Source organism: Pseudomonas sp. Leaf15, assembly GCF_001421425.1.
Taxonomy (GTDB): Bacteria; Pseudomonadota; Gammaproteobacteria; order Pseudomonadales; family Pseudomonadaceae; genus Aquipseudomonas; species Aquipseudomonas salomonii.
Window position 1 is genome coordinate 178,740 of the sequence record NZ_LMKI01000032.1, and the last position, 13,109, is coordinate 191,848.

Annotated in this window: 10 protein-coding genes; all 10 read right to left on the reverse strand. The window is 61.4% G+C overall.

Annotated features, from left to right (window positions below; genetic code table 11):
* Positions 1 to 94: 94 nt before the first annotated feature.
* Positions 95 to 2,029, reverse strand: coding sequence for a methyl-accepting chemotaxis protein (locus ASE80_RS20290; RefSeq protein ID WP_056860525.1), 1,935 nt, complete (start codon positions 2,027 to 2,029; stop codon positions 95 to 97).
* 139 nt (positions 2,030 to 2,168) lie between these two features.
* On the reverse strand, positions 2,169 to 3,458 hold the full coding sequence (locus ASE80_RS20295; RefSeq protein ID WP_056860526.1) for an adenylosuccinate synthase: 1,290 nt from the start codon (positions 3,456 to 3,458) through the stop codon (positions 2,169 to 2,171).
* Positions 3,459 to 3,512: 54 nt separating this feature from the next.
* Entirely contained in the window at positions 3,513 to 4,700 is a 1,188-nt protein-coding gene (locus ASE80_RS20300; protein WP_017138459.1) for an ATP phosphoribosyltransferase regulatory subunit, read from the reverse strand.
* 292 nt (positions 4,701 to 4,992) lie between these two features.
* Positions 4,993 to 5,859: a protease modulator HflC gene (gene hflC / locus ASE80_RS20305; protein ID WP_017138460.1), complete on the reverse strand. Its 867-nt coding sequence runs from the start codon at positions 5,857 to 5,859 to the stop codon at positions 4,993 to 4,995.
* The gene (gene hflK / locus ASE80_RS20310) at positions 5,859 to 7,037 is read right to left on the reverse strand and encodes an FtsH protease activity modulator HflK (protein ID WP_017138461.1); all 1,179 of its coding nucleotides are present in this window, start codon (positions 7,035 to 7,037) and stop codon (positions 5,859 to 5,861) included. The genes hflC and hflK overlap by 1 nt, the downstream gene beginning before the upstream one ends.
* A gap of 96 nt (positions 7,038 to 7,133) precedes the next feature.
* Positions 7,134 to 8,435: a ribosome rescue GTPase HflX gene (gene hflX, locus ASE80_RS20315; protein WP_017138462.1), complete on the reverse strand. Its 1,302-nt coding sequence runs from the start codon at positions 8,433 to 8,435 to the stop codon at positions 7,134 to 7,136.
* A gap of 12 nt (positions 8,436 to 8,447) precedes the next feature.
* The gene (gene hfq / locus ASE80_RS20320; RefSeq protein ID WP_003188059.1) at positions 8,448 to 8,708 is read right to left on the reverse strand and encodes an RNA chaperone Hfq; all 261 of its coding nucleotides are present in this window, start codon (positions 8,706 to 8,708) and stop codon (positions 8,448 to 8,450) included.
* Between the two features lie 93 nt (positions 8,709 to 8,801).
* The gene (gene miaA / locus ASE80_RS20325; protein ID WP_056860527.1) at positions 8,802 to 9,773 is read right to left on the reverse strand and encodes a tRNA (adenosine(37)-N6)-dimethylallyltransferase MiaA; all 972 of its coding nucleotides are present in this window, start codon (positions 9,771 to 9,773) and stop codon (positions 8,802 to 8,804) included.
* Positions 9,773 to 11,686: a DNA mismatch repair endonuclease MutL gene (mutL, locus tag ASE80_RS20330; protein ID WP_056860528.1), complete on the reverse strand. Its 1,914-nt coding sequence runs from the start codon at positions 11,684 to 11,686 to the stop codon at positions 9,773 to 9,775. The genes miaA and mutL overlap by 1 nt, the downstream gene beginning before the upstream one ends.
* The gene (locus tag ASE80_RS20335; RefSeq protein WP_056860529.1) at positions 11,686 to 13,107 is read right to left on the reverse strand and encodes an N-acetylmuramoyl-L-alanine amidase; all 1,422 of its coding nucleotides are present in this window, start codon (positions 13,105 to 13,107) and stop codon (positions 11,686 to 11,688) included. The genes mutL and ASE80_RS20335 overlap by 1 nt, the downstream gene beginning before the upstream one ends.
* Positions 13,108 to 13,109 lie beyond the last annotated feature (2 nt).

The window sequence follows — 13,109 nt, forward strand, 5'->3', positions numbered from 1 at the left end:
GCAAGCCAGCTCCCACATTTGACCGAGTTTCAACTTTGGAATGCAATCGAATGTGGGAGCTGGCTTGCCTGCGATGAGGCCGGTGCAGACGACGCTAAGCCCGAAACTGCCCCAAACTCGCCTTCAACTGCGCCGCCAACCCATCCAGCACCTTGCCACTGGCCGTGGTTTCCACCACCGCCTGCGCGGCCCGCTCGGCCTGGGCATGGATCACCTCGACCCGCCCACGCACCGCATGCGCGCCCTGGGCCTGGTGCTCGGCCGCACGCGTCGCCAGGCCAATCGCCGCATGCACTTGCTCCACCGAAGCCTGCACCGACTGTTGCAAGCGCACACTGTCGCGCAGCACCAACAACCCTTCATTCGCCTGACGCCCGGCCTTGCCGATGGTTTCCACCGCTTCCCGTGCGCCCTGCTGCAACGCCACGATATGCGCCTGGATATCCCCAGTGGAGCTTTGGGTTTTACTCGCCAGCGCCCTCACTTCTTCTGCCACCACCGCAAAACCTCGCCCGGTCTCACCGGCACGCGCCGCTTCAATCGCCGCATTCAGGGCCAGCAAGTTGGTCTGCTCGGCAATCCCGTGGATTACCGTCAACACCACTTCGATCTGCTCGCTTTGCTGCGCCAACCGCTCGATCACCTGGGAACCGGCCTGCACTTGCCCCGCGAGCGCCTCGATCAGGCTGCCGACCTCCGCCGAGGTCCGTGAGTTTTCATCAGTGGCCTGGCGAATATCCACCACCTGCTGCAACGCCGCCTGCATCGCATGGCTTTCGGCCTGGGCCTCGTCGGCCATTTGCGAAAGCGCGCGCAGGCTTTCGGCAACTTCGTCGCGCTGCAAACCGGCCGCCTTGTCAGCCCCGGCATTGCGCAAGGTCATGGCGCCGATTTCGACGCCGGTGCGCTGCGCTACATCGCCGGCCTCACGCACGATCGGCTGCAACTTATCCACAAAGCGATTGACCGCCGAGGCCATGTCGCCGATTTCGTCCTTGCTGTTGATCTGCACACGCTTGGTGAGGTCGCCCTCGCCCGCCGCCAGGTCGTCCATGGCGGCAATCAACAACTTCAGCCGATTGACCACACGGCGCCCCAGCACGATGGCGATCAGCAGCAATACGCCAAACCCGACAATGGCGAGCCCCATACCGATGCGCCAGCGCAGCGCTCCCGCAGCGTCCTGTACGGCGCTGCTGGTATTGGCGGTCATCTGGGTGGCGGTGGCTTGCGCCGATTGCAGGCGCGCACCCATGGCCGCTGCGCTGTCGGCGGCGGCGCCCTTGAGGCTGTCACCGACCAACTGATCACTGCTGGCGATCAAGGCAGCAAAGCGCTTGTCCAGCGCTGCCAGGTCGGCCTCTACCGCTTTGGTCGAGACGCCCATGCGGACTTTGCCGATCTCGGTGCCGTTGGGGCTGATCGAGGCTTCGACGTAGAACACCGAAGGATCGTTTTTAGCCGCATCCAGGACCTTGTCCAAGGCTCGGTCGCCCTTGCCCTTGTCCAACAGTGCCTGGTTGATCGGGTTTTCGCGGTTGAGGTAACGGGTCAGGTGCTCGCCAGCCGCGTCGTCATACACCACGAACAACACGTTGGGATTGCGCTGGGCGCGCCGGGCGAACTCCGACAGTGTCGGCACGTCGCTGTCCCACATGGCGCGGGGCGCCACCGACGCCAGCAGTTGGGCCATGTCATTGGCCGAGTCCTGCAGGTCTTTTTCCAGGGTCGCACGCAGTTGCTTCTGCTCCTCTTGCAGGCGCGTGGAAAGCCCTGCGGTCAGACGCTGGCGCGTGCTCGAAGACAAGCTGTCCAGGCTCGAGGTGACTTCCTTGCCGGCTTGCGCCAATTCGCCTGACAGTTTCTGGCTGTCGGCACCCAGGCGGTTGCTTAAATCCGCTTCCAACGCCGTCACGGTGCTTCGCGTCAGGGCAACGGCCACCAGCACTTGCACCAAAAGAGCGATACCTAGGGTAACGAACACCGGCCGCAACAGCCGGCTTTGTAACAATGAGAGAACGGCAGACACGGTAAATCCCTCCACCACGGGTGCCATTAATTTGATAGCACCGCGAAAGAAAGAACCGTAGCAAGGGTCGTGCCGATTGCCAGCCAGCCACAAAAAAGGGCTCCCGAAGGAGCCCTTTGCTTTTTACATCAACAGCTTATTAAGCGAACGGGTGACGCAGAACGATGGTCTCGTTGCGGTCCGGGCCTGTCGAAATAATGTCGATCGGCGCGCCGATCAGCTCTTCAACACGCTTGATGTAGGCACGGGCGTTGGCCGGCAGCTCTTCCAGGGTCTTGGCGCCCACGGTCGATTCGGTCCAGCCCGGCACTTCTTCGTACACAGGCTGCAGGCCGACGTAGCTGTCAGCGTCGGTCGGTGCAACGTCCTTGCCGTCTGCATCTTTGTAGCCGATGCAGATGTTGATGGCTTCCAGGCCGTCGAGAACGTCCAGCTTGGTCAGGCAGATGCCCGAGATGCTGTTCACATCGATAGCGCGGCGCAGGATAACGGCGTCGAACCAGCCGCAACGACGGGCACGGCCGGTGGTGGCACCGAACTCGTGACCTTGCTTGGCCAGGTGAGCGCCGACTGCGTCGAACAGCTCAGTCGGGAACGGGCCCGAACCCACGCGCGTGGTGTAAGCCTTGGTGATGCCCAGGATGTAGTCCAGGAACATCGGGCCAACGCCCGAACCGGTCGCAACGCCGCCAGCGGTGGTGTTGGAGCTGGTCACGTACGGGTAGGTGCCGTGGTCGATGTCGAGCAACGAACCCTGGGCGCCTTCGAACATGATGTCTTTGCCGGCGCGACGCAGGTCGTGCAGCTCGGCCGTCACGTCCAGCATCAGCGGCTTGAGCAGCTCAGCGTATTCCTTGCACTCGGCCAGAGTCTTTTCGAACTCGATGGCCGGCTCTTTGTAGTAACCCACCAGCATGAAGTTGTGGTAATCCACCAGTTCACGCAGCTTGTCTTCAAAGCGCGGCATGTTGAGCAGGTCGCCCACACGCAGGCCACGACGTGCAACCTTGTCTTCGTAGGCCGGGCCGATGCCGCGACCGGTGGTGCCGATCTTCAGCTCGCCACGCGCCTTTTCACGGGCCTGGTCCAGCGCAACGTGGAAGGACAGGATCAGCGGGCAGGACGGGCTGATACGCAGGCGCTCGCGCACCGGTACGCCTTTCTCTTCCAGCTTGGTTATCTCACGCAACAGTGCGTCAGGTGCAACCACAACACCGTTGCCGATCAGGCACTGCACGCCTTCGCGCAGCACGCCCGACGGGATCAGGTGCAAGACGGTTTTTTCGCCATCGATGACCAGGGTGTGGCCAGCGTTGTGGCCACCTTGGTAGCGCACTACGGCGGCAGCATGTTCGGTCAGCAGATCAACGATCTTGCCTTTGCCCTCATCACCCCATTGGGTGCCCAGGACTACGACATTCTTACCCATAACACTTGTCCTCATTCGCGCAAACTTGGTGCCGGCGATGGCCGGCAGGAAAACTCAAGAAGCCAGTGGCGATACTTGCCAAAGCCCGTTCTGCAGAATCAATTGCCGGTCGCAGTCCGCTTCACGGGCGGCGGCCAATGGCTGCCCAGGCAAAGCCTGGACAACACGCTGACCCTCACTGCGCAACTGGCAAACCTGCTGCCAGAGTGCTGCGTCCGTACTGTCGGGCATCCAGATGCCACCAGACGGCAGCTCGACCTCAGCACGCCCCAGGGTCACCAGGGTTTTCAAATCGGTAGAAAAGCCAGTCGCCGGACGGGCGCGACCGAAGTCGGCGCCGATATCGTCATAACGACCGCCCTGGGCGATGGCCTGGCCAACACCCGGTACAAAGACGGCGAACACCACACCGGTGTGGTAGTGGTAACCGCGCAACTCACCCAGGTCGAAATACAGCGGCAACTCGGGGAAGCGCGCCGACAATTGCTCGGCAATCGCGAACACATCATCCAGCGCAGCCAGGACCGGCGCCGGCGCATTGGCCAGGCGCTCACGGGCAGCCACCAGCACTTCACGACCGCCGCACAGGTTCACCAGTGCACGCAGCATGTCGGCCAGGTCCGCAGGCACGCCTGCGGTCAGGGCGATCACTTCATCGATCGCCTTGCGCTGCAAGGCATCGAACAACTGTTGCTCCACTTCACCGGACAAACCGGCCGCACGGGCCAGGCCACGGTAGATACCGACGTGACCCAGGTCCATGTGTACATCCGGCACATCGGCCAGTTGCAGCATGGCCAGCATCAGGCTGATCACTTCAACGTCGCTGCTCGGGCTGGCATCGCCATACAACTCGGCGCCCAACTGGATCGGGCTGCGCGACGACGACAACGCACGCGGCTGAGCATGCAGCACGCTGCCGGCGTAGCACAGGCGGCTCGGGCCTTCGCGGCGCAGGGTGTGCGCATCAATGCGCGCCACTTGCGGCGTGATGTCGGCACGGAAACCCATTTGCCGGCCCGATTGCGGGTCGATGACCTTGAAGGTGCGCAGATCCAGGTCCTGGCCCGCGCCGGTCAGCAGGGATTCCAGGTACTCGATATGGGGGGTCACGACAAACTCGTAACCCCAGCTCTGGAACAGATCCAACACCTGGCGACGCGCTACTTCAATGCGCGCAGCCTCTGGTGGCAGTACTTCTTCGATGCCATCTGGCAGCAGCCAGCGGTCTACCGTTGCCATTACGCCATTCCCCTATGATCCGGGCGGCCAGCCCTCGGCCGAGCCTTGAGTGAAGCAGAAAATACCCACGCTTTGCATAATCCACGCGCAAGAGCGACGTGACGAACGGCCTGCCAGCGGCCTCGTCGGGCACTTTCCTCGAAAAACCTGTGGCGCCTGCCGAATCAAACATGCAGACGCAAAAAAGCCGGGAATTTCCCGGCTGCCGCATCATACACCCGTTTTCTGAAAGGATCACCCCGCCAGGCATTTTAGCCGCCCGACGGAGTGCGCCCTAAGGTCACAGGCTTGGTTACTTGGACTTTTCCAGGTAGCGGAAGAAGTCGCTGCTTGGGTCCAGCACCATGACGTCGGTTTTGTTCGCGAAGCTTTCACGGTAGGCACGCAGGCTACGGTAGAACGCGTAGAACTCCTGGTCCTGGCCGTAAGCCTTGGCGTAGATCGCCGCAGCTTGGGCGTCGCCGTCACCACGGGCCTCTTCAGACTCGCGATAAGCCTCTGCCAGCAGTACACGGCGCTGACGGTCGGCATCCGCACGGATACCTTCAGCCAGCTCGTTACCTTTGGCGCGATGCTCACGGGCTTCACGCTCACGCTCGGTGCTCATACGCTCGAACACGCTGCGGTTCACTTCCTTCGGCAGGTCGATGGCCTTGACCCGAACATCGACGACTTCGATGCCCAGCTCTTTTTCTGCCATCGTGTTCAGCGAACGGGTGATGTCAGCCATCAGCGCATCACGTTCACCGGATACCACCTCGTGCAGGGTGCGTTTACCAAACTGGTCACGCAGGCCCGATTCCAGACGGCGCGACAAACGCTCGTCGGCAATCTGCTTGAGGCCGGAGGTCGCGGTGTAGAAGCGCTCGGCATCCTTGACGCGCCACTTGGCGTAGGCGTCAACCATCACGGCTTTCTTTTCCAGGGTCAGGAAGCGTTGTGTCGGTGCATCCAGGGTCATCAGGCGGCCGTCGAACTTGCGCACCTGGTTCACGTAGGGGACTTTCACATGCAGGCCCGGCTGGACATCCGCCTGCACCACACGACCGAATTGCAGCAACACCGCGCGCTCGGTCTGAGACACGATGTAGAAGCAGTTCCAGGCAGCGATGACCACGACGACGCCCACAATCAGGGCGGTCAGCGATTTATTGCTCATCAACGACTCTCCCTGGTACGTGTTTGCTGTTGCAGCAAGTCAGCGGCCGCACGGGCGCTCGCTTCGTTGGCAGCGGCATTCGAGCTGCTGGACGGTGCGCTGGTGCCACTACGACCACCTTCGATCATCTTGTCCAGCGGCAGGTACAGCAGGTTGTTCTGCCCACCCTTGCTGCCGGTCACGAGAACCTTGCTGGTGTTGCTGAAGACTTCCTGCATGGTGTCCAGGTACAGACGCTCACGCGTGACTTCCGGAGCCTTGCGGTACTCGGCAACCAGTTTGGTAAAGCGATCCGCCTCACCCTTGGCGCGGGAGACCACTTCGTCGCGGTAACCGTTGGCATCTTCAAGGATGCGCTGGGCCTGACCACGGGCTTCCGGCACGACGCCGTTGGCGTAGGTTTCAGCCTGGTTGCGCGAACGCTGCTCGTCTTCACGGGCGCGGATCACGTCATCAAAGGCTTCCTGCACTTCGCGCGGTGCTGCTGCGCTCTGTACGTTCACCTGAGTCACCGTGATGCCGGTGCGATAGGTATCGAGGAACCGTTGCAGGCGCTCCTTGATTTCGCTGGCCATCAATTCACGACCTTCGGTCAGCACCTGGTCCATGGCGGTGGAACCCACCACGTGGCGCAGGGCGCTTTCGGTAGCATGTTGCAGGCTGATTTCCGGCTGATCAACGTTCAGCACGAAGTCCTGCAGGTTGCTGATCTTGTACTGCACGGTCAGCGGCACTTCGACGATGTTCTCGTCTTCGGTCAGCATCTGGCCCTGCTTGGTATAGGCACGCTCACGCGTGACGTTCTCCATGTACTTCTTGTCGATCGGCGGGAAATAGATGTTCAGGCCTGGCCCGACAGTCTCGTAGTACTTGCCGAAGCGCAGCACCACGGCTTGCTCCTGCTCGTCGACTACGTACACGGCGCTGTACAGCCACACGGCTGCGAGCACGACAAGCCCGAGGCCCAGCAGGCCATAGCCGCCGCCCTTGCTTGTGCGACCGCCGTCGTCACCGCCACCACGTTTTTTTCCACCACCGAACAACCCATTCAGGCTTTCCTGCAGCTTTCGGAAGGCCTCGTCGAGATCTGGTGGCCCCTTGCGGTCGCCATTATTGCGGCGTTTACCACCCCAAGGATCCTGATTATTCGAGTTGCCACCCGGCTCATTCCAAGCCATAGCGCTCTCCATCTGATAAAGCAAAGACGCACCCACGGCGCGCCGACCAATGCTACAGAATGCCTGCTACTGCGGCACAACCGCTTTCGGAGGCTTTTATTGCAAAGTGTGTTGTTCGATGAACTCTGTCGGTACCACACCTTCACGGCTGACCAGCCGATTCAGCTCCGAGCGCGGCAATCGAACGGCCAGCAAGCTGACACCTTCTTCGTCGTATTCTTCTTTCTGTACGGCGCCCAGTTCGAAAAACTGTGCACGCAGTCGAGCAAAACGTTGCGGCAAGCGCAAGGTGCCGACAAACAAATCGCTGCCCAATAGCTCGGCAATCGCCTGTTCAAGCAACTCCAGGCCACTGCCATCGCGTGCCGACAGCCAAACCCGCTGGGGCTTGCCGTCTTCATCGCGCTGGATTTGCGGCTCGACACCCTCAAGCAAATCGAGTTTGTTATAGACCTCGAGGATCGGCAAGTCTTGTGCACCAATCTCGCCCAGCACCACCATCACCTGCTCGATCTGCAGCATGCGATCCGGTTCGGCCGCATCGATCACGTGCAACAGCAGGTCGGAATTGCTCGACTCTTCGAGCGTAGACCGAAATGCTTCGACCAGCTTGTGGGGCAGATGACGAATGAAACCTACGGTATCGGCCAGGACAATCGGCCCCAGGTCGTCGATATCCAGACGGCGCAAGGTCGGGTCGAGGGTGGCGAACAGTTGGTCGGCCGCGTACACGTCCGATTTCGTCACGTTGTTGAACAGCGTGGATTTGCCGGCGTTGGTATAGCCCACCAGAGACACGGTAGGGATATCCGCACGCGAGCGACCACGGCGTGATTGTTCGCGCTGGCTGCGTACTTTTTCCAGGCGGCCCTTGATCTGGCGCAGGCGCACCCGCAGCAGACGACGGTCGGTTTCCAGCTGGGTTTCACCCGGGCCGCGCATGCCGATGCCACCACCCTGACGTTCAAGGTGAGTCCAGCCACGCACCAGCCGGGTGCTCATGTGGTCAAGCTGGGCCAGTTCTACCTGGAGCTTGCCTTCATGGGTACGGGCGCGCTGGGCGAAAATATCGAGAATCAGACCGGTGCGGTCGATCACGCGACACTCGAAAACACGTTCGAGGTTACGTTCCTGACTGGGCGTGAGGGTGTGATTGAAGATCACCAGATCGGCTTCTTCGGCGTGAACCAGGTCGCGCAGTTCCTCGACCTTGCCGCTGCCAATCAGGTATTTGGCGGTTGGCCGATGACGCGGTACGTTAAAAAACGCAACGGTCTCGGCGCCGGCCGAATTTGCCAACTCCTGAAACTCCTGCGGATCTTCGCGCGCCTCAGGGTCCTGTCCATCCAAGTGAACGAGGATTACTCGCTCACCACCACCGTGGCGCTCAAAGAACAAAGGAGACTCCTATCAGGCGTTACCTGGCTCAGCGTCACCCTGTTCATCACCTGCTGCGCTAGGCAGACGGATTGGACGAACTGGAACGACTGTCGAGATAGCGTGCTTGTAAACCATCTGGCTGACGGTGTTTTTCAGCAGGATCACGAACTGGTCGAACGACTCGATCGTGCCTTGCAGCTTGATACCGTTGACCAGGTAGATGGAAACCCCAACTTTCTCTTTACGTAAAGTATTCAAGTAAGGGTCTTGTAGCGAATGCCCTTTTGACATGTGCCGCACTCCTTTAAGGATCAATAATAAAATTCGGAAAATAGATAGCTCATGGCCGTCACACCCCCAAGGATAGACGGCAATTGCAAGGACTCAGCTCAATATGGAGACCGATCCTAAGTATTTCAAGGCGCGTGACAGATTGTCGCTGTCCAGGCTGTCCAACCAGTGCAAATCGCTCCAGCTGCGCAACCAGGTGAACTGGCGCTTCGCCAATTGGCGCGTGGCAATGATGCCGCGTTCCTGCATTTCGGCTGACGTCAGCTTGCCATCCAGGTGTTCCCAGACTTGGCGGTAGCCTACAGCACGTATCGAAGGCAACCCGGCATGCAGGTCACCTCTGGAACGCAGTGCTACGACCTCGTCCACAAACCCCTGTTCCAACATAATTGTGAATCTTTGTGCAATTCGTTCATGCAACACCTGGCGATTTGCCGGAGCAATGGCCAGATTCGCCACAGTATAGGGCAATTGTGACTGTCCAGATGCGCCTGCATCAGCACTTTGCGCAGTTTGTTTCAGCCTGTGTTCAGTCATGGTCTGGCCGCTCACCCGCCAAACTTCCAGGGCGCGACTGAGGCGCTGGGGGTCATTGGGGTGAATGCGCGCAGCGGAAACCGGGTCGACTGCCGCCAGCTGGTCGTGCAGGGCTTGCCAGCCAAGGCGTGCAGCCTCTTCTTCAATTTCGCCGCGCACCTGGGCGTCGGCCGCTGGCATATCCGCCAGGCCTTCCTGCAAAGCCTTGTAATAGAGCATCGTACCGCCCACCAGCAGCGGAATATTGCCCCGCGCGGTGATTTCGGCCATGGCGGCCAGGGCATCGGTACGGAAATCGGCGGCGGAATAGCTCTCGGCCGGGTCGATGATATCAATCAATCGGTGCGGATACTGTGCCAAGAGTTCTTTTGAAGGCTTGGCCGTGCCGATGTCCATGTCCCGGTAAACCAGGGCAGAGTCGACGCTGATCAGCTCGCAGGGCAGCACTTTGGTCAGCTCGATGGCCAGGTCGGTCTTGCCGGCGGCCGTAGGGCCCATCAGAAAGATGGCGGGGGGCAAGGCGCTCATCAACGGCCGCGCAAGAACAGTTTGTCCAAGTCGTCCAGGCCCATTTGGGTCCAGGTCGGTCGGCCATGGTTGCATTGCCCGCTGCGCTCGGTGTTCTCCATGTCGCGCAGCAAACCGTTCATTTCCGGCAGCGCCAGGCGGCGGTTGGCGCGGATTGCACCGTGGCAGGCCATGGTCCCGAGCAGTTCGTTGATATGTGCCTGAATGCGGTCGCTGGTGCCGTATTCCATCAGGTCGGCCAGTACGTCGGCGACCAGGCGGTTGGCTTCGGCTTGCTTGAGCAGCGCGGGAATCTGGCGAATAGCCAGGGTTTCCGGGCCCAGGCGTTGCAGTTCGAAGCCGAGCTTCTGGAATACGCTGTGGTGTTCTTCGGCGCAATCGGCTTCACGCTGGCTCACCGCCAGGGACTCCGGCACCAACAACGGCTGGCCGCTCAGGCCTTCACTGGCCATGGCGATCTTCAAGCGCTCGTACATGATCCGCTCGTGAGCGGCGTGCATGTCTACCAGCACCAGGCCGTGGGCGTTTTCGGACAGGATGTAAATGCCCTTGAGCTGAGCCAGCGCATAACCCAAGGGCGGAATATCACCGCCGCCCTCCGGCAACGCCACAGCGCCCGGTTCGGCACCCGGCAGCGGCGCAAAAAACTCGCGATAGGCGGCCTGAGCCTCAGCCACCGGCACAGTCGACTGCGGGCGTGGCGTGTATTGGTACTGGTAACCCGCGCCCGAACCGGAACCCGGCGCCGTATAGGAAGGCTGCGGCTGCGGCGATTGCAGCAGGTTGGCCGCCAGGCTCATTTCGCCCTGAGGGCCGAACTCGCCGGCCTCCGGACCGCTCGGCCTTACCACTGCCGTCACGATCGGCGCAGACAGTTGATCATCCGGGCGCACATCGCCCAAGGCGCGGTGCAGCGTGCCATAGAGGAAGTCATGCACCATGCGCCCGTCGCGGAAGCGCACTTCGTGCTTGGTCGGGTGCACGTTGACGTCGACCACCGACGGGTCGACTTCAAAGAACAGCACAAACGTCGGGTGCCGCCCGTTGAACAGCACATCGCGATACGCCTGGCGCACCGCGTGGGCCACCAGTTTGTCGCGCACCGCGCGGCCATTCACGAAGAAGTACTGCAAGTCCGCCTGGCTGCGGGAGAAGGTCGGCAAACCCACCCAGCCCCACAGGCGCAAGCCATTGCGCTCGATTTCAATCGGCAGCGCCTGTTCCAGGAAGCCCGCTCCGCAAATAGCCGATACACGCCGAGCGCGCGCGGCGTCGTCGTGGGCTTCGTGCAGGCTGAGGATGGTTTTGCCGTTGTGGCGCAAATGGAACGCCACATCAAAGCGCGCCAGGGCCAGGCGCTTGATGACTTCTTGCAGGTGATCGAATTCGGTTTTTTCGGCCTTGAGGAATTTGCGTCGCGCCGGCGTGTTGAAAAACAGGTCGCGAACTTCAACCGACGTGCCCACCGGGTGCGCCGCCGGCTGCACACGAGGCGCCATGTCACGGCCTTCGGTTTCTACCTGCCAGGCCTGCTCGGCGCTGCGGGTGCGTGAAGTCAGGGTCAGGCGCGCTACGGAGCTGATGGAGGCCAATGCCTCACCGCGAAAACCCAGGCTCATTACCCGCTCAAGGTCTTCGAGGTCGCGAATCTTGCTGGTGGCGTGACGGGCCAGCGCCAGCGGCAGGTCATCCGAGGAGATCCCGCTGCCGTCGTCACGCACCCGCAGCAGCTTGACGCCGCCCTGCTCCACGTCGACATCAATGCGCTTGGCGCCGGAGTCGATGCTGTTTTCCAGCAACTCCTTGATCACCGACGCCGGGCGCTCAACCACCTCACCTGCCGCAATCTGGTTGGCGAGGCGCGGGCTGAGCAGCTCGATACGCGAGCCGCTGTTCAAAACTGATTCGCTCATTACTGCGCCGCCAATTCAGTGCCAGGGATGGTCAACACCTGGCCAACTTTCAACTCATCGGTCTTCAGGTTATTGGCGCTGCGCAAGGTCGCGGCCGAAACCTGGAAACGCACGGCCAGCATGGCCAGGGTGTCCCCGGGCTGCACGCGATGGTCACGCGGGCCCTGGGCGATTTTGCCGGAATCACGCAGCCAGGCAATGTAGGTACCCGGCGGCGGGTTCTGTTGGAAGAACTGGCGAATACCGGCGCTGATCGAACGCGCCAATGCCTGCTGGTGGCTGGCGCTGGCCAGTTTCGAGGCCTCGTTGGAGTTGGAAATAAACCCGGTTTCCACCAGGATCGACGGGATATCCGGCGACTTCAACACCATAAACCCGGCCTGCTCCACGCGTTGCTTGTGCAGGGACGTCACGCGGCCAATATTGCTGAGGACTTTTTGGCCGACGTTCAAGCTGGACGTCAACGAAGCGGTCATCGACAGGTCGAGCAGTACACCGGCGAGCATTTTATCCTTGTCGTCTAGGGACACGTTGCCGGCCCCGCCGATCAAGTCGGAACGGTTTTCACTGTCCGCCAGCCAGCGTGCGGTTTCGGACGTAGCGCCACGATCGGACAAGGCAAACACCGAGGCACCGAAGGCCGCTGCCGACGGTGCGGCGTCGGCGTGGATCGACACAAACAGGTCAGCGCCCTTCTTGCGGGCGATTTCGGTACGGCCACGCAGCGGGATGAAGTAGTCACCGGTACGGGTCAGCTCGGCGCGGTAGCCTTTCATGCCATTGACCTGGCGCTGCAGTTCACGGGCGATAGCCAGTACCACGTCTTTTTCATGCTGGCCGCGCGAGCCGGAGGCGCCCGGGTCTTCACCGCCGTGACCGGCGTCGATCACCACGATAATGTCGCGCTTGCCCGCAGGCGCAGGTGGCGGCGGCGGCAATTTGACCTGCGGCTGCGACGGGTTGACCGGCACGGCCGGCACGGTCGCGACACTTGGCGGCGGCGCTGGCGGCGGGTTGGCATCGGCGGCGTTGTCGAACAGGTCGACCACCAACCGATTGCCGTATTGGGCATTAGGTGCCAGTACAAAGCTTTTCGGGGTCACGGCCTTCTTCAGGTCGATGACCACGCGCAGGTCCGTCGGCGTGCGCTGGGCCGAGCGCATCGAGGTGATCGGGGTATTAGCGGTAGATACTTTCAGAGGCGCGCCCAGGGTGGCGCCGTTGATGTCGATCACCAGGCGATCGGGCGCCGTCAGGGTAAAGACACTGTGCTGGACCGGGCCAGACAGGTCGAACACCAGTCGCGTGTTATCCGGCGCTCGCCACAGGCGAACACTTTTCACCTGTGAAGCAGCCAGAGCATTGAAAGTCATTGCCGCAAGCAACACCCCTACGACAGCAACCATCGCGCGAAAGCGCATAC